At 58.3% G+C, this 24,139-nt stretch carries 23 protein-coding genes and 2 pseudogenes; 18 read left to right on the top strand and 7 right to left on the bottom strand.

Annotated elements, in window-relative coordinates; genetic code table 11:
* The first annotated feature begins 158 nt into the window (after positions 1-158).
* Positions 159-1,820 (top strand): putative transporter, encoded by a 1,662-nt coding sequence (locus tag ACQG0S_RS00095; RefSeq protein WP_426749894.1) that lies wholly within the window; start codon positions 159-161, stop codon positions 1,818-1,820.
* Here ACQG0S_RS00095 and ACQG0S_RS00100 read toward each other — a convergent pair.
* Positions 1,788-2,534 carry a GntR family transcriptional regulator gene (locus tag ACQG0S_RS00100; protein ID WP_022646541.1) on the bottom strand — a complete coding sequence of 249 codons (747 nt, stop codon included), beginning with the start codon at positions 2,532-2,534 and terminating at the stop codon, positions 1,788-1,790. The two genes, ACQG0S_RS00095 and ACQG0S_RS00100, sit on opposite strands and share 33 nt — an antisense overlap.
* 221 nt (positions 2,535-2,755) lie before the next feature.
* On the opposite strand from ACQG0S_RS00100, the gene ACQG0S_RS00105 reads away from it, so the two are divergent.
* The 4 genes from ACQG0S_RS00105 to ACQG0S_RS00120 all read left to right on the top strand — a co-directional run bounded on the left by ACQG0S_RS00105 (position 2,756) and on the right by ACQG0S_RS00120 (position 6,474).
* The gene (locus tag ACQG0S_RS00105; protein WP_022646542.1) at positions 2,756-4,378 is read left to right on the top strand and encodes an alpha-glucoside-specific PTS transporter subunit IIBC; all 1,623 of its coding nucleotides are present in this window, start codon (positions 2,756-2,758) and stop codon (positions 4,376-4,378) included.
* Positions 4,375-5,697: a 6-phospho-alpha-glucosidase gene (locus ACQG0S_RS00110; protein WP_058646762.1), complete on the top strand. Its 1,323-nt coding sequence runs from the start codon at positions 4,375-4,377 to the stop codon at positions 5,695-5,697. Before ACQG0S_RS00105 ends, ACQG0S_RS00110 begins: the two co-directional genes overlap by 4 nt.
* Before the next feature lie 92 nt (positions 5,698-5,789).
* Positions 5,790-6,137 carry a YidH family protein gene (locus ACQG0S_RS00115; RefSeq protein ID WP_022646544.1) on the top strand — a complete coding sequence of 116 codons (348 nt, stop codon included), beginning with the start codon at positions 5,790-5,792 and terminating at the stop codon, positions 6,135-6,137.
* Positions 6,127-6,474: a DUF202 domain-containing protein gene (locus ACQG0S_RS00120; RefSeq protein WP_048966208.1), complete on the top strand. Its 348-nt coding sequence runs from the start codon at positions 6,127-6,129 to the stop codon at positions 6,472-6,474. Before ACQG0S_RS00115 ends, ACQG0S_RS00120 begins: the two co-directional genes overlap by 11 nt.
* Positions 6,475-6,506: 32 nt before the next feature.
* Here ACQG0S_RS00120 and dsdA read toward each other — a convergent pair whose 3' ends face one another.
* The gene (dsdA, locus tag ACQG0S_RS00125; protein WP_048966209.1) at positions 6,507-7,793 is read right to left on the bottom strand and encodes a D-serine ammonia-lyase; all 1,287 of its coding nucleotides are present in this window, start codon (positions 7,791-7,793) and stop codon (positions 6,507-6,509) included.
* A 97-nt stretch (positions 7,794-7,890) separates the two neighbouring features.
* Here dsdA and ACQG0S_RS00130 point away from each other — a divergent pair.
* Positions 7,891-8,976 (top strand): annotated as a pseudogene (locus ACQG0S_RS00130) (cellulase family glycosylhydrolase); the annotation flags it as partial.
* On the opposite strand, the gene emrD reads toward ACQG0S_RS00130, so the two are convergent.
* The 4 genes and pseudogenes from emrD to tisB all read right to left on the bottom strand — a co-directional run bounded on the left by emrD (position 8,882) and on the right by tisB (position 11,323).
* The gene (emrD, locus tag ACQG0S_RS00135) at positions 8,882-10,066 is read right to left on the bottom strand and encodes a multidrug efflux MFS transporter EmrD (protein WP_023298963.1); all 1,185 of its coding nucleotides are present in this window, start codon (positions 10,064-10,066) and stop codon (positions 8,882-8,884) included. The pseudogene ACQG0S_RS00130 and the gene emrD sit on opposite strands and share 95 nt — an antisense overlap.
* Positions 10,067-10,241: 175 nt before the next feature.
* Positions 10,242-10,660: pseudogene (locus tag ACQG0S_RS00140) on the bottom strand (EamA family transporter).
* 62 nt (positions 10,661-10,722) lie between these two features.
* Complete coding sequence (locus ACQG0S_RS00145; protein WP_023298965.1) at positions 10,723-11,169, bottom strand: GNAT family N-acetyltransferase; 447 nt, start codon at positions 11,167-11,169, stop codon at positions 10,723-10,725.
* A 64-nt stretch (positions 11,170-11,233) separates the two neighbouring features.
* Positions 11,234-11,323, bottom strand: coding sequence for a type I toxin-antitoxin system toxin TisB (gene tisB, locus ACQG0S_RS00150; protein ID WP_022646551.1), 90 nt, complete (start codon positions 11,321-11,323; stop codon positions 11,234-11,236).
* A 486-nt stretch (positions 11,324-11,809) separates the two neighbouring features.
* Between tisB and ACQG0S_RS00155 the strand changes: the two genes are divergently transcribed.
* From ACQG0S_RS00155 to nepI, 12 genes are all read left to right on the top strand, one after another.
* Positions 11,810-12,124, top strand: coding sequence for a type II toxin-antitoxin system HigB family toxin (locus ACQG0S_RS00155; RefSeq protein ID WP_022646552.1), 315 nt, complete (start codon positions 11,810-11,812; stop codon positions 12,122-12,124).
* Complete coding sequence (locus tag ACQG0S_RS00160) at positions 12,121-12,540, top strand: helix-turn-helix domain-containing protein (protein ID WP_023305145.1); 420 nt, start codon at positions 12,121-12,123, stop codon at positions 12,538-12,540. The genes ACQG0S_RS00155 and ACQG0S_RS00160 overlap by 4 nt, the downstream gene beginning before the upstream one ends.
* Before the next feature lie 146 nt (positions 12,541-12,686).
* Positions 12,687-12,785, top strand: coding sequence for an ilvB operon leader peptide IvbL (gene ivbL, locus ACQG0S_RS00165; RefSeq protein WP_057979964.1), 99 nt, complete (start codon positions 12,687-12,689; stop codon positions 12,783-12,785).
* Between the two features lie 106 nt (positions 12,786-12,891).
* Complete coding sequence (gene ilvB, locus ACQG0S_RS00170) at positions 12,892-14,580, top strand: acetolactate synthase large subunit (RefSeq protein WP_048966211.1); 1,689 nt, start codon at positions 12,892-12,894, stop codon at positions 14,578-14,580.
* A 3-nt stretch (positions 14,581-14,583) separates the two neighbouring features.
* Complete coding sequence (gene ilvN, locus ACQG0S_RS00175; RefSeq protein WP_045336030.1) at positions 14,584-14,871, top strand: acetolactate synthase small subunit; 288 nt, start codon at positions 14,584-14,586, stop codon at positions 14,869-14,871.
* A 125-nt stretch (positions 14,872-14,996) separates the two neighbouring features.
* Entirely contained in the window at positions 14,997-15,590 is a 594-nt protein-coding gene (gene uhpA, locus ACQG0S_RS00180) for a transcriptional regulator UhpA (RefSeq protein WP_022646555.1), read from the top strand.
* Complete coding sequence (gene uhpB / locus ACQG0S_RS00185) at positions 15,587-17,092, top strand: signal transduction histidine-protein kinase/phosphatase UhpB (RefSeq protein ID WP_169440842.1); 1,506 nt, start codon at positions 15,587-15,589, stop codon at positions 17,090-17,092. The genes uhpA and uhpB overlap by 4 nt, the downstream gene beginning before the upstream one ends.
* A complete protein-coding gene (locus ACQG0S_RS00190; protein WP_063152598.1) occupies positions 17,085-18,395 on the top strand; it encodes an MFS transporter in 1,311 nt (436 codons plus the stop codon). The genes uhpB and ACQG0S_RS00190 overlap by 8 nt, the downstream gene beginning before the upstream one ends.
* A gap of 132 nt (positions 18,396-18,527) precedes the next feature.
* Positions 18,528-19,919: a hexose-6-phosphate:phosphate antiporter gene (uhpT, locus tag ACQG0S_RS00195; protein WP_023298970.1), complete on the top strand. Its 1,392-nt coding sequence runs from the start codon at positions 18,528-18,530 to the stop codon at positions 19,917-19,919.
* Positions 19,920-20,080: 161 nt separating this feature from the next.
* On the top strand, positions 20,081-21,085 hold the full coding sequence (locus ACQG0S_RS00200; protein WP_023298971.1) for an alpha/beta fold hydrolase: 1,005 nt from the start codon (positions 20,081-20,083) through the stop codon (positions 21,083-21,085).
* A gap of 151 nt (positions 21,086-21,236) precedes the next feature.
* Positions 21,237-21,689, top strand: a complete 453-nt coding sequence (locus ACQG0S_RS00205) for a DUF1198 domain-containing protein (protein ID WP_048965854.1) — start codon at positions 21,237-21,239, stop codon at positions 21,687-21,689.
* A 100-nt stretch (positions 21,690-21,789) separates the two neighbouring features.
* Positions 21,790-22,980 (top strand): purine ribonucleoside efflux pump NepI, encoded by a 1,191-nt coding sequence (gene nepI / locus ACQG0S_RS00210; RefSeq protein ID WP_023298972.1) that lies wholly within the window; start codon positions 21,790-21,792, stop codon positions 22,978-22,980.
* A 112-nt stretch (positions 22,981-23,092) separates the two neighbouring features.
* On the opposite strand, the gene ACQG0S_RS00215 is transcribed toward nepI, so the two are convergent.
* Complete coding sequence (locus ACQG0S_RS00215; RefSeq protein ID WP_023298973.1) at positions 23,093-23,998, bottom strand: EamA family transporter; 906 nt, start codon at positions 23,996-23,998, stop codon at positions 23,093-23,095.
* Positions 23,999-24,139: the final 141 nt, after the last annotated feature.

The following is a 24,139-nucleotide window of genomic DNA, read 5'->3' on the forward strand; positions in this document are numbered from 1 at the left end:
CTGTAGGTCGGGTTAGGCGCAGCCGCCACCCGACAACGCTCACAGACCGCACAAGGCCCTGCCCCGGCAGGGCTTTTTTGTGCGCCATCGCCCATACAACCGCCGCCAGCTCTGAGAGAATCCTTGATATAACTAAGGTTATGCACAGGATGTGGAACATGAGTGATATCGCGTTAACCGTCAGCGTGTTGGCCCTTGTCGCGGTAGTGGGGCTATGGCTGGGGAATATCAAAATCCGCGACGTCGGGTTTGGGATTGGCGGGGTGCTTTTCGGCGGGATTTTTGTCGGCCATTTTGCCGACCAGCTTGGGTGGGTGCTCAGCGCCGATATGCTGCATTTCATCCAGGAGTTCGGCCTGATCCTCTTTGTGTATACCATCGGTATTCAGGTGGGGCCGGGCTTCTTCGCTTCCCTGCGCGTCTCCGGTTTACGCCTTAATCTCTTTGCCTTCGGCATCGTCGTGATGGGTGGGCTGGTCACCGCCATTCTGCACAAACTCTTCGCTATTCCGCTGCCCGTCGTGCTGGGCATCTTCTCCGGCGCCGTAACCAATACGCCCGCGCTCGGGGCGGGCCAGCAAATTCTGCGCGATCTGGGTATCCCTGCTGATGTCGTCGATCAGATGGGGATGAGCTACGCCATGGCCTATCCGTTTGGCATTTGCGGTATTTTGCTCTCCATGTGGCTGGTGCGCGTGCTGTTCCGCATTAACGTCGAGCAGGAGGCGAAAGAGCATGAAAGCACGCTGACCAACGGCCATGCGCTTATTAAAACCATCAACATTCGCGTCGAAAACCCCAACCTGAATAATATGGCGATACAGGATGTCCCCATTCTGAACAGCGCGACCATTATCTGTTCACGCCTGAAACGTGACGACACGCTGATGGTGCCTTCACCTGACACCCTCATTCAACACGGCGATCTCCTGCATCTGGTAGGGCAACCGGCGGATTTAAACAATGCCCGGCTGGTGATTGGTCAGGAGGTGGATACCTCGCTCTCAACCCGTGGAACGGACATGCGCGTGGAGCGCGTGGTAGTGACCAATGAGAAGGTCCTGGGCAAGAAAATACGCGATTTGCAGGTAAAAGAGCGTTATGACGTGGTGATCTCCCGGCTAAACCGCGCTGGTGTCGAGCTGGTGGCCAGCCAGGATGCCAGCCTGCAATTCGGTGATATTCTCAACCTCGTCGGGCGTCCTTCATCTATTGATGCCGTAGCGAACATGGTGGGCAACGCCCAGCAAAAACTCCAGCAGGTGCAGATGCTGCCGGTCTTTATCGGCGTCGGGCTTGGCGTCATGCTTGGCTCCATCCCCCTGTACGTGCCCGGCTTCCCGGTAGCACTGAAGCTGGGGCTGGCAGGCGGGCCGCTCATTATGGCGCTGATCCTCGGGCGTATCGGCTCCATCGGTAAGCTCTACTGGTTTATGCCGCCGAGCGCTAACCTGGCGCTGCGGGAGTTGGGCATCGTGCTGTTTCTGGCGGTGGTGGGGCTGAAATCCGGCGGTGATTTTGTCGATACCCTGGTTAACGGCGAAGGGATGAGCTGGGTAGGCTACGGCATATTCATTACCGCCATCCCGCTGATAACGGTCGGATTACTGGCGCGTATGTTCGCTAAAATGAACTATCTTACGCTGTGCGGCATGCTGGCCGGTTCCATGACCGATCCGCCCGCGCTGGCGTTCGCCAATAACCTGCACGCCACCAGCGGCGCGGCGGCGTTGTCCTACGCCACGGTCTATCCGCTGGTGATGTTTTTGCGCATTATCACCCCGCAACTACTGGCGGTGCTGTTCTGGGGGATGGGCTAATAAGTCTTCCGGGTGGATACGCCGCAGATGGTAGTCCACCTGGTAATCGCTGGTGTTCCGGAACATCACGGAATAGTTGAGGAACTCGCCGCTGTCGCTGTAGGAAAGAGAGGTGATGCGCAGCAGCGGCGTCTGTTCCGGCAGATTCATATAACCGGCCAGCTGTTTATCTGCCAGCACTGGCGTCAGGCTCTCGTAGTTGCCGCTAATGGTGATCCCGCACTCCTTCTCGATGTAATCAAACTTAGACCCTTCGAGATGCGCCAGGGAAAGATTGCGGAACAGCTTCACCGGCATAAAGCTGTCCTCCAGCATCAGCGGTTTTCCGTCCACGTAACGCACCCGCCTTGAAAAATAGATCCGCTCATCAACCTGAATCCGCAACTGGCTGGCGATGGCGGGCGGCGCGGGCATCACTTCAAACTGCAACACCTTGCTCTGCACTTCTTTCCCCTGCTGGCGCAGTACCTCCACCAGCCCGGTCAGGTTAGTCGTTTCATGATGAACGTCTTTGCGCGCCACGAACGTCCCGCTGCCGTGTCGACGTTCAACCAGCCCCCAGCTTACCAGCAGATCCAATGCCTTGCGGATGGTCATCCGGGCTACGCCAAACTCCTTTGCCAGCGCTTTTTCGCCGGGTAACGGGCTGCCAATGTTGTAGTCCGACGAATTGAGCCGTAGCCGCAATCTGTCGGCAATAGATTTGTAGATCACCTGTAGACCTCTGCTCGCCCGTTATGGCGTGGATTACGTCTTAACTTGTCCATATTTGCTATCAAAAGTAGACCTGATTGGTCAAATTAAAACCATGAATGCGATCACGAATCGCAGCGGCACGCCATGTTCCCGCATCAGTAACTTCTTATGCTCACCTCAGGCCAGTAAAAAATCATAAAGGCCTCTACCCCTACAGGTTGTTTCATGAGGATTTAAAAATGCTCAGTCAAATACAACGTTTTGGCGGCGCCATGTTCACCCCGGTTTTACTGTTTCCCTTTGCCGGGATCGTGGTCGGGATCGCCATCATGCTTCGCAACCCGCTGTTTGTCGGCGAAGCTTTAACGGCCCCCGATCATCTGTTCGCGCAGATTGTTCACATCATCGAAGAGGGCGGCTGGGCGGTGTTCCGCAATATGCCGCTGATTTTTGCTGTCGGCTTACCGATTGGCCTGGCAAAGCAGGCGCAGGGCCGCGCCTGTCTGGCGGTGCTGATTAGCTTTCTGACCTGGAACTACTTTATCAACGCGATGGGGATGACCTGGGGTCACTTCTTTGGCGTCGACTTCTCTGCTGAACCCACTGCTGGCAGCGGGCTGGCGATGATTGCCGGAATCAAAACGCTTGATACCAGCATCATCGGGGCGATTATCATTTCCGGGCTCGTCACCGCCATCCACAACCGATTTTTCGACAAGCCGTTGCCAGTCTTCCTGGGGATTTTCCAGGGTACCTCGTTTGTCGTTATCCTCGCGTTCTTCGTGATGATCCCCTGCGCCTGGCTGACGCTGCTGGGCTGGCCGAAAGTGCAGATGGGCATTGAGTCCCTGCAGGCGTTCCTGCGCTCTGCCGGTGCGCTCGGCGTATGGGTCTATACCTTCCTGGAACGCATTCTGATCCCAACCGGATTGCACCACTTCGTCTACGGTCCGTTTATCTTCGGCCCGGCGGCGGTAGAGGGCGGCATTCAGGTCTACTGGGCGCAGCACCTGCAGGAATTCAGCCAGAGCACTGTGCCGCTAAAAACACTGTTCCCTGAAGGCGGCTTCGCCCTGCACGGCAATTCGAAAGTGTTTGGCTCGGTCGGGATTGCGCTGGCGATCTGGTACACCGCGTCGCCGGAGAACCGCGTCAAGGTTGCGGGGCTGCTGGTTCCGGCCACGCTTACCGCCGTGCTGGTGGGTATTACCGAACCGCTGGAGTTCACCTTCCTGTTTATCTCGCCGTTGCTGTTTGCCATCCACGCCGTGCTGGCCGCAACGATGGCGACGGTGATGTATACCTTCGGGGTGGTGGGGAACATGGGGGGCGGTCTGCTGGACCAGTTCCTGCCGCAAAACTGGATCCCGATGTTCCATAACCACGCCTCGACGGTATTCACCCAGATTGGCATCGGCCTCTGCTTCACCGCTCTCTATTTCGTGGTCTTCAGGACGCTTATCGAACGTCTGAATCTAAAAACGCCGGGCCGGGAAGAGAGCGAAATCAAGCTCTACAGCAAGGCCGACTATAAGGCGGCGCGTGGGCAAACCACCGCCCCGGCAGCAGCCAGCCAGCAGGTCGGACAGGCCGCTGGGTTCTTACAGGCGCTCGGCGGCGCAGCAAATATCGAAAGTATCAATAACTGCGCCACCCGCCTGCGTATCGCCCTGGTGGATATGACGAAAACCCAAAGCGACGACGTCTTCAAAGCCCTGGGCGCACACGGTGTGGTGCGACGCGGCAACGGCATTCAGGTGATTGTCGGTCTGCACGTTCCTCAGGTGCGCGACCAGCTGGAATCGCTGATGAAAACCCCTTTAACAAACGAACAAACCACTCTGACAGAGGCTATATCATGAAAAAATTCTCAGTTGTTATTGCAGGCGGCGGCAGTACATTCACGCCTGGTATCGTCCTGATGCTGTTAGCCAACCGTGACCGTTTCCCGCTGCGTGCGCTGAAGTTCTATGACAATGACGGAGCACGTCAGGAAGTTATCGCGGAGGCGTGCAAAATCATCCTCAGGGAGCAGGCGCCTGAGATTGAATTTAGTTACACCACCGATCCGAAAGCAGCCTTTACCGATGTGGATTTCGTGATGGCGCATATTCGCGTGGGCAAATACCCGATGCGTGAAAAAGATGAAAAAATCCCGCTGCGCCACGGCGTGCTGGGCCAGGAAACGTGCGGGCCGGGTGGCATCTCCTACGGCATGCGCTCCATCGGCGGCGTGCTTGAGCTGGTAGATTATATGGAGCAGTACTCCCCGAAAGCGTGGATGCTGAACTACTCCAACCCGGCGGCGATTGTCGCGGAAGCCACGCGCCGCCTGCGTCCGAACGCGAAAATCCTCAACATCTGCGACATGCCGATCGGCATTGAAGGCCGTATGGCGCAAATCGTCGGCCTGAAAGACCGCAAAGAGATGCGCGTGCGCTACTACGGTCTGAACCACTTCGGCTGGTGGACGTCGATTGAAGATCTGAACGGAAACGATCTGATGCCGAAACTGCGCGAATACGTGGCGAAAAACGGTTATGTTCCGCCTTCGGAAGATGTGCATACTGAAGCGAGCTGGAACGATACCTTCGCCAAGGCCAAAGACGTACAGGCGCTGGATCCGGACACCATGCCGAACACCTACCTGAAGTATTACCTGTTCCCGGACTATGTGGTCGCCCATTCCAACCCGGAGCGTACCCGCGCCAATGAAGTGATGGATCACCGTGAGAAGCATGTATTCAGTTCATGCCGGGCGATTATCGAAGCCGGTCATTCTTCTGCCGGTGAACTGGAAATCGACGAACATGCATCGTACATCGTCGATCTGGCGACCGCGATTGCCTTTAATACCCAGGAACGCATGTTGCTGATTGTGCCTAACAATGGGGCTATCCATAATTTTGACGCCGACGCGATGGTAGAAATTCCGTGTCTGGTCGGCCACAACGGACCGGAGCCGCTGACCGTGGGTGATATTCCGCACTTCCAGAAAGGGCTCATGAGCCAACAGGTGGCGGTGGAAAAACTGGTGGTGGACGCCTGGGAGCAGCGCTCGTATCAGAAACTCTGGCAGGCGATTACCCTGTCGAAAACCGTACCGAGCGCATCGGTGGCGAAGGCGATTCTGGACGATCTGATTGAAGCTAATAAGGATTACTGGCCAGAGCTGCACTAATCTTTCTGACCGGCATCGCCAGATGCCGGTCTCCTTGTCCTGGCTGAATTACGCTATGCTGAAGCCTGCATGCTGCACGACAAGGAACCTTCATGAACATTTCCCGCCTCGGTGAAGCGCCGGACTACCGCTTCTCACTGGCTAACGAACGCACGTTCTTAGCGTGGATCCGCACCGCCCTGGGCTTTCTGGCCGCAGGCGTCGGCCTTGATCAGCTCGCCCCCGATTTTGCCACTCCGTTGATTCGCGAAGTGCTGGCCCTGCTGCTGTGCCTGATTGCCGGCGTGCTGGCGATTTATGGCTATCTGCGCTGGCTGAGAAATGAAAAGGCGATGCGTCTGAAGCAGGATCTCCCCTACACGCGCGGTTTGATCATCATCAGTACGATTTTGCTGATGGTTGCGGGCGTAGTGATGTTACTGGTGCTGTATGCCGGATAGCCGCAAAGCGCGGCGGGAAGCGGACCCCGGGCTTCAGCCGGAGCGAACCTCGCTGGCCTGGCTGCGCACGCTGCTTGGGTATGGTGCGTTGATCGCGCTTGCCATTAAGCACAACTGGCACCGCACGGGGGGGCCATTCTGGATCTCCATTGTTGTGCTGGCGCTGGTAGCCATCATTTTATGGCGCTACACCCGCAGCCGTAACCTGATGGACGTGGCGCAGAGCGACTTTGTACAGCCGAAGGCGGTGCGGGATAAGTTCCTTATCGCCCTGGCCGTGCTGTCGCTGTCACTGCTGTTTGCGGTCACCCACATTCAACAAATTTTGCACCTGTAGGCCGGGTAAGGCGCAGCCGCCACCCGGCATATTTACTTCCCTTTCGCTAAATATTTCGCCATCTCGTCTTCCGGCACCATGCCGCCGCCGGTCGCCCAGACCAGGTGTGTAGTGTTAGCATTCGCCGTTATGCGTACCGGCCCGGCCATCCCCGCCAGCGCCGACGGCTCCAGACGAATGCCTTCTTCCTGCGCCAGCCAGCCGAGCAGGTCGTACATGCTTTGATCGGAGAGGGTATAGAACCCGTCAAGCAGACGCTCCATCGCGCGGCCCACGAAGCCGGACGCGCGACCTACCGCCAGACCGTCCGCCGCCGTCACGTTATCAATACCCAGATCCTGCACGGCGATTTCATCGTGCAGCCCGGTGTAAACGCCCAGCAGCATGCACGGGGAGTGCGTGGGCTCGGCGAAGAAACAGTGGACGTTATCGCCAAAGGCCAGCTTCAGGCCAAACGCCACGCCGCCGGGGCCGCCGCCGACGCCGCACGGCAGATAGACATTCAACGGATGTTCAGCATCCACCGCGCGCCCCTGCGCGGCAAACTGCGCTTTCAGGCGCTCACCTGCAACCGCATAGCCCAGGAACAGCGTGCGTGAGTTCTCATCGTCAATAAAGAAACAGTTTGGATCGCTTTCCGCCGCTTTGCGCCCTTGCTCCACCGCCACGCCATAATCCTGCTCATATTCCACGACGATCACGCCGTGGCTGCGCAGTTTGGCTTTCTTCCACTCGCGGGCGTCGGCGGACATATGCACCGTGACCTTAAAGCCGATGCGCGCGCTCATAATGCCGATGGACATCCCCAGGTTGCCGGTTGAACCCACCGCGATGCTGTACTGGCTGAAGAAGGCTTTAAAGCGTGGCTCCAGCAGGATACTGTAGTCATCTTCAACGCTCAGCAACCGGGCTTCCAGCGCCAGTTTTTCCGCGTGGGCCAGCACTTCATAGATACCGCCGCGCGCTTTAATGGAGCCGGAAATCGGCAGATGGCTGTCTTTTTTCAGCAGCAGCGTGCCTGGAATGGCCTTGCCGGACTCTTTCTCCAGCCGCTTTTGCATCGCCGGGATAGCGACCAGTTCGGATTCGATAATCCCGCCCGTTGCCGCCGTTTCCGGGAAGGCTTTCGCCAGATACGGCGCGAAGCGTTTCAGGCGCGCATGCGCGTCGTCCACGTCGGCTTTGGTCAGCCCGACATATGGCAACCCTTCCGCCAGCGTCGTGGTGTTCGGATTAAGCCAGGTGATCTCTTTCAGGGCAATCAAATCCGCCAGCAGCGGAAACCGGTCAATGAGGCCGGTCAGGTCAGTCGTTTTCATAATCTGTCTCAGAATTTAGTTCGTTTTGACTCTACACCAATTGTGAAAAAGCATGCTAAATACAGAGTAAAGCATTTGATTATTTGCAAGGGGCGTCGTGTTAAAGCCGTTAATTGTCACCGTGTTAGCGCTCGCTTCCGGCTGGGCCTGTGCCGCTGAGCCACCCCTGACGGCTGCCCGTTACGCGCAGATGCTGGGCGTCGGAATGGATGTCGACTGGGCCCGTACCGAGCGCGGTATCCGCGAGTTCGACCCGCTGGTGGTCCGTGATTTCCAGGCGAAAGGCATACATCATGTCCGTATTCGGGTGGCGGGCGAACCGACGGAAGCGCGGCTGATTCACCTGCGTAAGCTGGTGGAGGCTTGCGAGCAATACGGCGTCATCCCCATCATCGCCTATCAGGCCGATGAATATAAAAACGATCCGAAAGCGGATACCGAAAAAGCGGTGATCAACTGGTGGATTGCCGTGGCGCACTATTTTGGTCAGCGCTCGCCGTTGCTGGGGTTTGACCTGATCTACGAACCGGCGGACAAGCTCAACCACAACGTTGCTTCGCTCAACCGGGTGTATGAGAAAGCGATCAAAGACATTCACGTCATTGATGCCAGCCGCATGATTTTTATCGCCCCTCGTCTGCGCTCCGCGCCGGAGGATTTATCCAGCCTGAAGCTGCCCGCACACAGCCAGAATTACCTGCTGGCGGAATGGCATATTTTCCCCTGGGGTCCGCTGAAAACGAACGGCAGATACCCGTGGACGTCCGGAACCGCGGCTGAGAAAGCGGCTATCCGTAACCGAATCAATGCCGCGCTGCACTGGCAGCAAAAAACCGGGCACGTTAGCTGGGTCGGGGGCTGGGGCGTGGGGGAGTCAAACCACCTCACGCCAACCGCTTCGCAAATGGCCTTCGCCAACTTTATGGCCTGCGAGCTGCAAAAGGCGAAAATCCCGTATGCGCTTAACGCGGACTTCCAGTTTTACGACGGGGAAGAGGGCGCCTGGCGGCCTGCGCCAGAGCCGTTATTACAGGCGATGATTGCGCCCGTGTGTGAAAAGCCCGGCGAGAAGCCGGGCCATCATGCGGTTAAACCGGCTGTTCGTGATGCGGGACGCGCGACGCCAGCGGCAGCCAGCACAGCAAAATCAGCAGCCCCATCAGGGTCATCAGCAGGCCCAAACTCGCCTGCCCGGTCTGCGGCATCATAGCCGAAAGCCAGGCCAGCGCGCCGGAACCGATATTCTGTAAACCGCCGACCAGGGCACCAGCGGTGCCCGCGAGGAACGGGAACGGCTCCATTGCGCCGCTGGTGGCGAGCGGGAACAGCATGCCTGCGCCGAAGAAGAACAGCGCCGCCGGGATGAGCAACGTCCAGACCGACATCACGTCAAACAGCCCCGGGATCCACATCATCAGCCCGGCCAGCAGACAGCTGATCACCGACTGCCACATCAGCGTAGAGAAGCGTTTGTTCGGACGTCCGGCGAACCATGCGCCGAAGAACGCCGCCGGGATCGGCAGAATAAACAAAATGCTCACCACCATGCTGCTCAGGCCAAGGCCTGCGCCCAGCAGCACGCCGGAACAGGCTTCAAACACCGCAATGCCCGCCAGACCGCCGATTAGCATCAACAGATAACAGGTAAACGACCCATTACCGAACAGCGTTTTGTAGCTGGCGATGAGCTTCGTGCGCGGCGCGTCCTGCGGACGTGTTTCCGGCATCCAGCGCGCCATGCTGAAGGTGACAATAATGCACAGCACCAGCAGGAAGGCGTAACAGGCGCGCCAGGACCAGACGGTGTCCAGCAGACCCCCAATCAGCGGGGCGAGCAGCGGGCTGACCAGAATGCCCATATTTAACAGACTGTTGGCGTGGCGAAGCTGTGTGCCCTGGTACATATCACGCGGCAGGGTACGCGCCATGACCCCGCCGACGCCGGTGCCCACGCCCTGGAGGGCGCTGGCGGCAATCAGGATGGTCAGGCTGTGCGTAGTAATGGCAATCACCGTCGCCACCATGAAAATGCTCATGCCCACCAGAATGACCGGACGACGCCCGACGCGATCGGACAGGGGACCATAAACCAGCTGTGAAACGCCATAGGTCAGCAGGTAGGCTGCCATCACGCTCTGTACCGCACCTTCGCGGACGCTCAGATCTTTTGCCATATCGGCAATCGCCGGAATGTAGATGGTTTGCGCCATCTGCCCGACGGCCACCAGTAACACCAGCATCAACAATAAGTTCACGTTCCGTTGCTTTTTCATGTCGCTGAATACTTTTGCCAAAAGAGATAAATAAAGAATAAGTGACTACGCATTCCCATAAATGCGCGAGGAATCTACCACAGAGAGATGACAATTTAAGTATTACTGTGATGAATGACAGAAGGCGTGAAGGCAGGATTTGTAAACAAGATCGGCAACTAATGTTGCCAGCGAATTACGCCAGGCGCAGCAGGACCGCACCGGCTGCAATACCCAGCGCCGCCGCGATGCGCAGGCCCACAACCTTCTCTTTTAAAAGCACAAATGCGATGAATGCGCCGAAGAGAATTGAGGTTTCACGTAGTGCGGCGACCACCGCCAGCGGCGCCTGGGTCATCGCCCAGAGTGCCAGACCGTAAGATCCCATCGTCCCGACGCCGCCGAGCAGTGTAACGCACAGGAGACGAACAAATATGGCCAGCTTGCGGCAGTCGGCTGGGGAGAGAAAGGCAGTAAAATCAGGGCAATAAGCGCGGCTGAACCGCTGACCCCGATCGCCGAGTAGAGCTTGTCCGTTCCGGCTTTAACGATGGCGTTCCAGCTGGCATGCAGCAGTGCGGCGAACAGTAAAATGCAGAAAACGGTGATGGACATGGCGGATCGGTTGGTGAAATGTCATCCAACTGTAACATTCCCCCGTCGAGGCTGCCAGCCGCTTACACTGCGCAAAAAAGGCGGTGCGTCACCCGGGGCTCGTCTGACACAAGCCTGAAGCCCGCCCGATGATAAAATCCGTACGCGGTTTCCGGCGCATGGGTATTAAGAAAATCAAACCAGATGCTGGCATCCGCCATCACCACGGTCAAAAGTTGTTTTCCAATCCCCAGCCCACGGCACTTTTCGCTGACGTAGAGATGACGAATACGTCCGGCGCGCGGCTGCTGGCTGAATGGATCGCGATTTAGACCGCACACGCCCACCAGCCTGCCGTTAAGAAACGCACCCAGCAGCTTTTCACCCGGCGCGTTAAAGCGATTCTCACCGCGCTGCCAGTTCTCTTCCAGCCTGCGCAGCATATTGAAATTTAACGCGATACTCTCGGCCTTCAGGGCGATATAGCCCGGTTCATCAGGCGTAACAGGCTCAATTAACAGACGCGACATAGCATTCCCTCGTTATTAAAGAGGGGCGGTTGCCCGCCCCTCTCAGGTGCGACTTGAACCTGAATCACTTAACGTATTTCAGGACAGCATCAAGCAGTTGCAATACAGCAACAATGAGTTTGAGGACAAGTATGACCATATCCACGACGCTCATACGCGTCTCCTTTTGGTTAAAAGGAGCACGATGCTGGCGTACCTTTCCGCCGCCTGTGGCCAGCACCTGGATTGACGTAACACAGTGTGCTCACTTCAGGGGTTAAGGCACTGACGGCACCACCCGTTTCAGCCAGGACTTCGTTGCGCCGGTAAACTGCGGCCCCCTCGCTCACTGCGAACACCCTCAGTATAGATAAATACTGTATGTATGAACAGTATTTTATGGACAAATTTTGGAAGGCGATCCATACTCAAAAACGTCAAAATCCGTGCCGGAATTGCGCGTTCGTCTTCGATCGCGTATACTTTTTGCGTTGACGTAACACAGTGTGTTCTGCGGCAACCAACCGCAAAACCCTGATAAAAACCTCGCTTAGGCGGGGTTTTTTGTTTTCTGACGAAGTGAAAATAGTATCCTCCGTTGACTTATTGGCAATAGGTGTTATCGTTGCCATAATGGCAACGGACGCGGCAGGCAAGCAGGATGCATTTAATCTCAATGAAGGCAATTTTGGATGCGGTAAGCCAGTTCCCGCAATACAGAGAAGAGCTTCTCTTTTTAGGACGAGTTATTGAAAAGAGCCACTGCCCGACGCCCGCTGCACTGAGAAAACTTTTCCCAACGCTGGATAACTTCAAGTATCTTGATAAGCATTATGTTATTGATATTGCAAATAACAATCTCAGAGTAGTGGCTCTCATATTCTTTGAAAGCCAAAAGTTTTATGTGCGCCATGTTTTTACTCATAAGGAATATGACCGTTTTACGGAGAAACATCGCACTAAGGGGAAGAAATGATGATCGTCGCTGATGCAATGAAAGCTACGCATGCCCTTGTTGCGGCCGTTCCTTTACTGGGTGAACAGCCGAGCGAGAAAGATTATAAGGATGCGCTTGAGCTGGTTGAGTATCTCCTTATGAACGAGCCCAATAGCCCCTTGCTGGATATTGTTTGCGCCAGAATTAGCCATTACGAAGCTAATCGGCCAGAGATAGTCGCATTACGCAAGGAGATGGAGTCCGTTCCCGTCGGAATTGCAGTTTTGAGAACCTTGATGGATCAATACAATCTGACGATATCGGATTTTAAGGATGAAATTGGTAGTAAATCGATGGTTTCACGGGTTCTGAATGGTCAGAGACAGCTTACTCTGAACCATATTAAAAAGCTGGCGGTCAGATTTGGGGTATCACCTGCGCTATTTATTGAGTGAGTAAAAACCCTTTATTGAGTGTCATCACCCAACAAACGAAACGTGATCCCTGACGCATTTTTGCGCAGTTGAAAATATTTCCATTGTCACATCCGAAAACCTGTGTTTGTATAAATTCTATCAATGATTCCAAACACAGGTCCCCAATGACTTCATCCATCTTCACGTCGACCCTACTAAAAACTGCGCAACCTGCCGCAGTGGTCGTCGTGCGTGTGGTGGTGGTCGTCGGCAATGCGCCGTAGGGACTGGATCAACACACGAATCCAAAACCCCGCCGGCGCAAACCGGGCGGGGTTTTTCGTTTAAGAGCCTCCCCGGAAAGTCGGCCCAGAAGAAAAGGACTGGAGCATGGCAAGTTCGGGCACAACATACACAAAAACGCGTTTCACCGGCGCGCAGCTGATTGTTCATTTACTGGAACGACAGGGCATCACCACCGTTGCGGGCATCCCGGGTGGGACCGTGCTGCCGCTGTATGATGCGTTAAGCCAAAGCACACAGATCCGCCACGTGCTGGCGCGCCACGAGCAGGGCGCAGGCTTTATCGCTCAGGGCATGGCGCGTACCCAGGGTAAACCGGCGGTCTGTATGGCCTGCAGCGGGCCGGGCGCCACTAACCTGGTGACCGCCATCGCCGATGCGCGCCTCGACTCCATTCCGCTGATCTGCATTACCGGCCAGGTGCCGTCCTCGATGATCGGTACCGATGCGTTCCAGGAAGTGGATACCTACGGTATCTCTATCCCCATCACCAAACATAACTATTTAGTTCGCGATATCAGCGAGCTGCCTCAGGTGATCAGCGATGCGTTTCGCATTGCCCAGTCTGGCCGCCCGGGTCCGGTGTGGATAGACATTCCTAAGGATGTCCAGACCGCAGAAATTGAGATCGACGTCCTGCCCGAGCCGGGCAAGCGTGCCCCGGCGCCGGAATTCAGCGTTGAGAGCGTGCGCGATGCCGCCGCCATGATTAACGCGGCCAAACGCCCGGTGCTCTATCTGGGCGGCGGGGCGATCAACGCCGCGGATGAAATCCGTCAGTTCGCTGAAAAAGCTAATTTACCTACCACCATGACCCTGATGGCGCTCGGCATGCTGCCAAAAGCGCACCCATTGTCTTTAGGGATGCTGGGCATGCACGGCGCGCGCAGCACCAACTACATCCTGCAAGAGGCGGATTTGCTGATTGTTATGGGGGCGCGTTTTGATGACCGGGCGATTGGCAAAACCGAGGAGTTCTGCCCGAACGCCAAAATCATTCACGTGGATATCGACCGCGCCGAGCTGGGTAAAATCAAGCAGCCGCACGTGGCGATTCAGGGCGACGTGGCCGAGGTGCTGGCACAGCTGATCCCACAGACGGAGGCAAACGACCGCGCCGACTGGCGCCAGCTGGTGGCCGATCTGCAACGCGAGTTCCCGGGCGCTATCCCAACCGAGGGCGACCCGCTGAGCCACTATGGTCTTATCAACGCCGTTGCCGCCTGCGTGGATGACAGCGCGATTATCACCACCGACGTCGGCCAGCATCAGATGTGGACCGCCCAGGCGTATCCGCTTAACCGCCCGCGCCAGTGGCTGACCTCCGGCGGCCTTGGCACCATGGGCTTCGGCCTGCCAGCAGCGGTTGGCGCGGCGCTCGCCAACCCGGACCGTAAGGTGATCTGCTTCTCCGGTGACGGCAGCCTGATGATGAACATTCAGGAGATGGCCACCGCAGCCGAAAATCAGTTAGACGTCAAAATCATTCTGATGAACAACGAGGCGCTGGGCCTGGTACACCAGCAGCAGAGCCTGTTCTATAAGCAGGGCGTGTTTGCGGCGACCTATCCGGGGATGATCAACTTCATGCAGATTGCCGCTGGTTTTGGCCTGCACACCTGCGATCTGAACGCCGAAGAAGATGCCCACGCGGCGTTGCAGGATGCGATTTCTCGCCCTGGCCCGGCGCTGATCCACGTGCGTATCGACGCGCAACAAAAAGTGTATCCGATGGTGCCGCCGGGTGCGGCAAATACTGAGATGGTGGGAGAATAAACCATGCAGAAACAATATGATAACGTCATTCTGGAACTCACCGTCCGCAACCACCCTGGCGTCATGACCCACGTCTGCGGGCTGTTTGCCCGACGGGCGTTTAACGTGGAAGGCATTCTCTGTCTGCCGATTCAGGGCAGCGAGCACAGCCGCATCTGGCTACTGGTGAACGACGACCAGCGTCTGGAGCAGATGATGGCGCAGATCGACAAGCTGGAGGACGTCACCAACGTGGCGCGCAACCAGTCCGATCCCACCATGTTTAACAAAATTGCGGTGTTTTTCGAGTAAATCACTTAAGGTAAAAGGCTTTTGCCGGATGGCGCTGCGCTTATCCAGCCTGCAAGGACGCTACACGTAGGCCGGATAAGGCGTTTACGCCGCCATCCGGCGTGTTCACGCATCAGGATCAAACCATGACCACCATCGCCCTTATCGACGACCACCTTATCGTCCGCTCCGGCTTTGCCCAGCTTTTAAACCTCGAACCGGATTTTCAGGTCGTGGCCGAGTTTGGCTCCGGTCGCGAGGCGCTGGCGGGCCTGCCGGGACGCGGGGTGCAGGTCTGTATCTGCGACATCTCAATGCCGGATCTCTCCGGGCTGGAGCTGTTAAGCCAGCTGCCGAAAGGGATGGCGACCATTATGCTCTCCGTCCACGACAGCCCGGCGCTGGTCGAGCAGGCGCTCAACGCGGGCGCGCGCGGCTTCCTCTCTAAACGCTGTAGCCCCGACGAGCTGATTGCCGCCGTGCGCACCGTCTCCACCGGCGGCTGCTACCTGACGCCGGATATCGCCATCAAGCTGGCGGCGGGACGGCAGGATCCGCTCACCAGACGCGAGCGTCAGGTGGCAGAGAAACTTGCCCAAGGCATGTCGGTGAAAGAGATTGCCGCGGAGCTGGATCTGTCCCCGAAAACCGTGCACGTTCATCGCGCCAACCTGATGGAAAAACTCAACGTCAGTAACGATGTCGAGCTGGCGCGCCGTATGTTTGACAGCTGGCAATGAGCCCCGTTTTTTCACGGCTGATCGCCGTCGTCGCCAGCTTTTTTATCTTCTCCGCCGCATGGTTCTGCCTGTGGAGCATCAGCCTGCATCTGGTGGAACGCCCGGAGCTGGCGGTGCTGCTTTTCCCCTTTGGCCTGCGTCTGGGACTGATGCTTCAGTGCCCGCGCGGATACTGGCCCGTTTTGCTGGGCGCAGAGTGGCTGATGCTGATCTGGCTGGCGCAGGAAGTGGCGCTGGCGCATCTGCCTTTATTGATGACCGGAAGCCTGCTCACGCTTATCCCGGTCGCCCTGATTTCCCGCTACCGTCACCAGCGCGACTGGCGCACGCTGCTGCGTCAGGGGGCGGCGCTGATTGCCGCCGCGCTGTTGCAGTCCCTGCCGTGGGTGGGCGAAAAGGAGGGGCTCAACGCCCTGCTGCTGACCCTCACCGGCGGCCTGACGCTGGCACCGACCTGCCTGGTTTTCTGGCACTACCTCACCAGCACCGTCTGGCAGCCGCTCGGCCCGGCGCTGGTCTCCCAGCCGGTGAACTGGCGCGCCCGGCACCTGATCTGGTATCTGCTGCTGTTTGTGGTGAGCCTGTGGTTGCAGCTTGGTCTCCCCGCTGAATTATCACGCTTCACGCCGTTTTGTCTGGCGCTGCCGATCATCGCCCTCGCCTGGCACTACGGCTGGCAGGGGGCGCTGATCGCGACCCTAATGAACGCCATCGCGCTGATCGCCAGCCAGACCTGGCACGATCATCCGGTAGATCTGTTGCTCTCGCTGCTGGCCCAGAGCCTGACCGGGCTGCTGCTGGGGGCGGGCATCCAGCGCCTGCGCGAGCTGAACCAGTCTCTGCAAGCCGAGCTGGCGCGCAATCGCCGTCTGGCGGAGCGTCTGCTGGAGACGGAAGAGAGCGTGCGCCAGGAGGTTGCCCGCGAGCTGCACGATGACATCGGCCAGACCATCACCGCCATCCGCACCCAGGCGGGCATTGTCCAGCGCCTGGCGGCAGAAAACGCGGGTGTGAAGCAGGGCGGGGCGCATATCGAACAGCTTTCGCTGGGTGTCTATGACTCCGTTCGCCGCCTGTTAGGGCGGCTGCGCCCGCGCCAGCTTGACGATCTGTCCCTGGAGCAGGCGGTGCGTTCCCTGATGCGCGAGATGGAGCTGGAAAGCCGCGGGATAGTCAGCCATCTCGACTGGCGCATCAATGAAGCTATCCTGAGCGAAGGTCAGCGCGTGACGCTGTTCCGCGTCTGTCAGGAGGGGCTGAACAACATCGTCAAACACGCCAGTGCCAGCGCGGTCACGATCCAGGGCTGGCAGCAGGACGAGCGCCTGATGCTGGTGATTGAAGACGACGGCTGCGGCCTGCCGCCGGGATCCGGCCAACAGGGCTTTGGCCTGGCGGGCATGCGCGAGCGCGTGAAGGCGCTCGGCGGCACGCTGACAATCTCCTGCACCCACGGGACGCGCGTCAGCGTCAGTTTGCCGTTAAGGACGTACCATGTTTAAAACCCCGGCCAGCGCCGCCCCGCTAGGCAACAAAGCGGAAATCGACGCCCGCTATCGCTACTGGCGACGTCATATCCTGGTCACTATCTGGCTCGGCTACGCGCTGTTCTACTTCACCCGCAAAAGCTTCAACGCCGCCGCGCCGGAGATCCTCGCCAGCGGCGTGATGACGCGCACCGATATCGGCCTGCTGGCGACGCTGTTTTACATCACCTACGGTCTGTCGAAGTTCTTCTCCGGCATCGTCAGCGACCGCTCCAATGCGCGCTATTTCATGGGCGTTGGGCTGATCGCCACCGGCGTGGTGAACATCCTGTTTGGCTTCTCCACCTCGCTCTGGGCCTTCGCCCTGCTGTGGGCGCTGAACGCCTTCTTCCAGGGCTGGGGCGCGCCGGTCTGCGCCCGCCTGCTCACCGCCTGGTACTCACGCAACGAGCGCGGCGGCTGGTGGGCGATATGGAATACCGCGCATAACGTCGGCGGGGCGCTGATCCCGATGGTGGTGGGGGCTGCCGCGCTGCACTACGGCTGGCGTGCGGGGATGATGATTGCCGGTGGCCTCGCGATTGTCGCCGGGCTGTTCCTCTGCTGGCGCCTGCGCGACAGGCCGCAAACCGTCGGCCTTCCACCGGTGGGCGACTGGCGGCACGACGAGATGGAGATCGCCCAGCAGCAGGAGGGGGCCGGGCTGTCCCGCCAGCAGATCCTCACCAAATACGTGCTGAAAAACCCCTACATCTGGCTGCTATCGCTCTGCTACGTGCTGGTCTACGTGGTGCGCGCGGCCATCAACGACTGGGGCAACCTGTACATGTCCGAGACGCTCGGTGTGGATCTGGTGACCGCCAACTCGGCGGTCACCATGTTTGAACTGGGCGGGTTTATCGGCGCGCTGGTGGCGGGCTGGGGCTCGGACAAGCTCTTCAACGGCAACCGCGGGCCGATGAACCTGATTTTCGCCGCCGGAATTTTGCTCTCCGTCGGCTCGCTGTGGCTGATGCCGTTCGCCAGCTACGTGATGCAGGCGGCGTGCTTCTTCACCATCGGTTTTTTCGTCTTTGGCCCGCAGATGCTGATCGGCATGGCGGCGGCAGAGTGCTCCCACAAAGAGGCGGCAGGCGCGGCGACGGGCTTTGTCGGGCTGTTTGCCTACCTCGGCGCATCGCTCTCCGGCTGGCCGCTGGCGCGGGTGATCGACATCTGGCACTGGAGCGGGTTCTTCGCGGTGATCGCCATCGCGGCGGGCATCTCCGCCCTGCTGTTGCTGCCGTTTTTGCACGCGCAGGCACCGCGCGAAGCGTGACGCCCCTCACCTTTTGCTGTCGAGTCGCGCAAAACTAAGAAATTTTCCCGGTTTCACCTGGACGCTGTCTCAGGCATCTCTCCTGGCTGGTTTTTACAATGCTGCAAAAATCAGCTCAGGAGTAACTCAGTCATGCTGGCCTTCTTAAATCAGGTGCGCAAGCCGACCCTGGATCTGCCGCTCGACGTGCGGCGCAAAATGTGGTTCAAACCGTTCATGCAGTCCTATCTGGTGGTCTTCATCGGCTACCTGACTATGTACCTGATCCGCAAAAACTTTAACATCGCGCAGAACGACATGATCTCCACCTACGGGCTGAGCATGACGCAGTTGGGGATGATTGGCCTGGGCTTCTCCATCACCTATGGCGTGGGGAAAACCGTTGTTTCCTACTATGCGGACGGCAAAAACACCAAGCAGTTCCTGCCGTTTATGCTGATCCTCTCTGCCATCTGTATGCTCGGCTTCAGCGCCAGCATGGGCGCGGGCTCCGTCAGCCTGTTCCTGATGATCGCTTTTTACGCCCTGAGCGGTTTCTTCCAGAGCACCGGCGGGTCATGCAGCTACTCCACCATCACCAAATGGACGCCGCGCCGCAAGCGTGGTTCGTACCTCGGCATGTGGAACATCTCCCACAACCTCGGCGGAGCGGGTGCGGCAGGCGTGGCGCTGTTCGGCGCGAACTACCTGTTCGACGGTCACGTCATCGGCATGTTTATCTTCCCGTCGATTATTGCCCTGATTGTTGGCTTTATCGGCCTGCGCTACGGCAGCGATTCCCCGGAATCGTACGGCCTCGGCAAAGCCGAAGAGCTGTTCGGGGAAGAGATCAGCGAAGAGGACAAAGAGACCGAAGAAAACGAGATGTCCAAATGGCAGATCTTTGTTGAGTACGTGCTGAAAAACAAAGTGATTTGGCTGCTCTGTTTCTCGAACATCTTCCTGTACGTGGTGCGCATTGGTATCGACCAGTGGTCCACCGTGTATGCCTTCCAGGAGCTGAAGCTTTCTAAAGAAGTGGCGATTCAGGGCTTCACCCTGTTTGAAGTGGGCGCGCTGGTCGGCACGCTGCTGTGGGGATGGCTCTCCGACCTCGCCAATGGCCGCCGCGCGCTGGTGGCCTGCGTCGCGCTGGCGCTGATTATCGCCACCCTTGGCGTCTACCAGCACGCCAGCAACCAGTACATTTACCTGGCGTCCCTGTTCGCGCTCGGCTTCCTGGTGTTTGGTCCGCAATTACTGATCGGTGTGGCGGCAGTGGGCTTCGTCCCGAAAAAAGCGATCGGCGCCGCCGATGGGATTAAGGGCACCTTCGCCTACCTGATCGGCGACAGCTTCGCCAAGCTGGGCCTGGGGATGATCGCCGACGGCACGCCGATTTTCGGCCTTACCGGCTGGGCGGGCACCTTCGCCGCGCTGGATGCCGCCGCGATTGGCTGTATCGTCCTGATGGCGATGGTTGCGGTGCTGGAAGAGCGTAAGATCCGCCGTGAGAATCGTGCGCAGAAATTAAAAGTAGCCTGAGTGTGCAGGTAACTTCTTTGCCCGGTGTGTGATGCCGGGCTTTTTTATTTTGCACGGCCTACCTTTACTCCGCTTTACACACTCGCTCCTCTCTATGCTCTACAGTGTTTTTGCTGCCGCCTTTCGTGCAGCCTTAGCCCTTTTGCTAACGGAGAGCTTGCATGTTAACCCGACGATTGTCCTGCCTTGCGCTGCTGATGGCGCTGGCGTCCCCCGCAATGGCCGCGGATGCCCCCACCTACGGCGAGAAGCTGGAAGGTTTTGACTACGGCTGGCCGGTAAAACACTTTACCTTTACCTCGCAGAACCAGCCTCTGGATATGGCTTACCTGGACGTGAAACCGGAAAAACCCAACGGCCGCACCGTGGTGCTGATGCACGGCAAAAACTTCTGTGCTGGCACCTGGGACGGCACTATCCGCGCGCTGTCGGCCGGCGGGTATCGCGTGATCGCCCCTGACCAGATTGGTTTTTGTAAATCCACCAAGCCGGAGCATTACCAGTACACCTTCCAGCAGCTGGCGGATAACACCCACGCGCTGCTTAAAACGCTGGGCGTCGAGCGCGTGACGGTTATAGGACATTCGACCGGCGGCATGCTGGCAACCCGCTATGCGTTGATGTGGCCGCAGCAGGTGGAGCAGCTGGTGATGGTGAACCCGATTGGTCTGGAAGACTGGAAAGCGCGCGGCGTGCCGCATATTACGGTCGACCAGTGGTACCAGCGCGAGCTGAAAGTTAGCGCCGACGGTATTCGTCAGTACGAGAAAAACACCTACTACGCCGGGGAGTGGAAACCGGAGTACGAGCGCTGGGTCACTATGCTCGCCGGGCTGAACAACGGGCCGGGCAAAGCTCGCGTGGCGTGGAACTCGGCGCTGCTCTACGACATGATTTATACCCAGCCGGTTGTCTATGAATTTAGCGAGCTGAAGATGCCGGTATTATTGATGATCGGCACTAAGGACAATACCGCCATCGGGAAAGATCTCGCCCCACCGGAGATCCGCAAGACGCTCGGCAATTACGCGGTGCTGGGCAAAGAGACGGCGAAGCGCATTCCGCACGCGACGCTGGTCGAGTTTAACGACATGGGCCACGCGCCGCAGATGCAGGATCCTGAACGTTTCCACGACGCGCTGCTGAAAGGGCTTCAGGCGCGCTGACGGGTCTCCAGCAACAGCCCGCGCAGCCACGCCTGCGCGGGATTGCTTTCATCGCAATTATCCAGCTTTTTTCGGTTCACTATTCTGGCCGTTCCCGCTGTTGACGCGCTGCGTTTCCCGCTATGATGGGCGGCTAGTCTAAGGAGAACGCATGGTCTGGATAATGCTGGCAACGCTTGCCGTGGTATTTGTGGTTGGATTTCGTGTCCTGACCTCAGACTCCCGCCGCGCCATCAAACGTTTAAGCGAGCGGCTGGGCATCACCCCGATGCCAGTCGAGTCGATGATCGATCAGTTCGGTAAAACGCCGGGCAATGAGTTTATCCGCTACCTTGAGCGCCCCGACGAGGCACATCTGCAAAATGCGGCGCAGGTGCTGCTCATCTGGCAGGTCTGCATTGTCGACGGCAGTGAAGAGAATCTGCATACCTGGCACCGTATGCTGCGTAAAGCCCGCCTTGCCGCACCCATTACCGATGCGCAAATTCGACTGGTACTTGGCTTTATGCGCGAAATGGAGCCCGATCCGCAGGAGCTGAACGCCTTCCAGCTGCGCTATAACCAGCTATTTCTGCCGGAAGAAGGTGTGTTTTATCTGCACTGATCCCCTCTAAAACCACAAAAGTTGTCAAATCGTTAAATCCGTCACACTTTTGATGATAAACTGCGCGACTTTTCCGCACGTTTTAATCTCAGGTGATGCCATGACAGAACATATCCAGCCCACGACTCCGCCGCAGGCCAAAGAGGTGTCTCGCCCCAACTGGTCGGCGGTTTTCTCCGTGGCATTTTGCGTCGCCTGCCTGATCACCGTTGAGTTTCTGCCGGTCAGCCTGCTGACGCCGATGGCGCAGGATCTGGGCATTTCCGAAGGCGTGGCGGGGCAGTCCGTTACCGTCACCGCCTTTGTGGCGATGTTCGCCAGCCTGTTTATCACCCAGGCGATTGGCACCATTGACCGTCGTAAAGTGGTCATTCTGTTCAGCGTGCTGCTGACGCTCTCCTGCCTGCTGGTCTCTTTCGCTGAAAGCTTCACCCTGCTGCTGCTGGGTCGCGCCTGCCTGGGGCTGGGGTTAGGCGGCTTCTGGGCGATGTCGGCCTCGCTGACCATGCGCCTGGTGCCCGCGCGCACCGTGCCAAAAGCGCTGTCCGTTATCTTCGGCGCGGTCTCTATTGCGCTGGTGATTGCCGCGCCGCTGGGCAGCTTCCTTGGTGGGATTATCGGCTGGCGTAACGTCTTTAACGCGGCGGCAGTGATGGGCGTGCTGTGCATTATCTGGGTGTGGAAAGCGCTACCGTCTCTGCCGGGTGAAGCGGCGCACCACAAACAGAACATGTTCGCGCTGCTCAAGCGTCCGGGCGTGCTGGCGGGGATGACCGCCATCTTCATGGCCTTTGCCGGGCAGTTTGCCTTCTTTACCTATATTCGCCCGGTGTATATGACCATGGCGGGCTTTGACGTGGATGGCCTGACGCTGGTGCTGCTGAGCTTCGGTATCGCCAGCTTCGTCGGCACCTCACTGTCGTCTCAGTTCCTGAAGCGCTCCCTGAAGGTGGCGCTGGCGGGTGCGCCGCTGGTGCTGGCGATCAGTGCCGCGGTGCTGGTGCTGTGGGGCAGCGACAAGTGGGTCGCATCGGCGATTGCGATTGTCTGGGGCTTTGCCTTTGCGCTGGTGCCGGTGGGCTGGTCGACGTGGATCACCCGCTCGCTTGCCGATCAGGCGGAAAAAGCCGGGTCGATTCAGGTGGCGGTGATCCAGCTGGCGAACACCTGCGGCGCGGCGGTGGGCGGCGTAGCGCTCGACCATCTGGGGCTGACGTCACCGCTGGTGATCTCCGGTACGCTGATGCTGCTGACCGCGCTGCTGGTGGCGGGGAAGGTTAAGGCGAAGTAGTCAATTTTCCCCCTCACCCTAACCCTCTCCCCGTAGGGGAGAGGGGACTGCTCGGTGCTGTCTTTTCACCCTCGCCCCTTTGGGGAGAGGGCCGGGATGAGGGGACATTCGCTTACGCCGATGCCTTAACCCTTCTGCGTGAATCCATCGAAATCAGCACCACCGACGACACAATCAGCAGCGTTCCCAGCCAGTCCGGCAGGGTGAATGCCACCCCCAGCAAAACCACCGACAACAGCGCGCTGCTCAGGGGTTCGGCGCAGCTCAAAATGCTTGCCTTCGGCCCGCCGATCATCTGCGCGCCCTTCAGATACAGGCTGAACGTCAGCGCGGTGCCAATCACCACCAGGTAGAAAAACGCCAGCAGCAGGCCGCCGTCAATGGCGAAGGTGGTGCCGCGTCCGGCGTAGAACGGCGTCAGCATTAGTCCCGCAATCAACATACTCCAGCCGACAATCGGCAGCGTGCCGTAGCGGGCGATAAGCGTTGATGGATAGGTGGTGTAAAACGCCGCAGCAAACGCCGAGGCGATACCGAAGAACAGTGCGGCAGGCGAGATGGAGAGCGACGTCGGGTCGCCGTGGGTCACCAGCAGGAAGGTACCCACAAGCGATGTCAAAATCGCCGACAGGACAAACATGCCGGGACGCTTCTTCCGCGCCAGGGCGAACCACGCCACGATGATGGTTGGCGACAGGAACTGAAGCACGGTGGCCGTAGCGGCGTTGGATTTTTCAATCGTCAGCAGGAAGGTGAGCTGCACGGTGAGCGCGCCAACCAGTGAGAAAAACAGCAGGCTGAGGGCGTCTTTGCGGTTTTTGATGACCGAGAAAATCTTGTCGCCGTGAACGAAGGAGAGCGTCAGCAGGATCACGCCGGTAAACAGCAGACGAACCATGGTCAGGTAAGGCGAAGAAATGTGGCTTTTCTCCATGATGTACTGCGCGCAAACCCCGGAACTGCCCCATAAAACGGCGGCGATCAGGACGTTGAGCATCCCTTTGCGTGTGGAACCCATGTTCTCCCCTGTTATGTTGTCGTTAATTGGCCAACAGCATAGCATGGTTGTGTGCGGCCTGATGCCCTCACCCCGGCCCTCTCCCACGGGGAGAGGGGGAAAACCGTAGGCCGGGTAAGCGTAGCGCCACCCGGCATGTTG

Origin of the sequence: Enterobacter cloacae complex sp. 418I7 (assembly GCF_050030705.1) — a bacterium.
In the GTDB taxonomy this organism is placed as follows: Bacteria; Pseudomonadota; Gammaproteobacteria; order Enterobacterales; family Enterobacteriaceae; genus Enterobacter; species Enterobacter intestinihominis.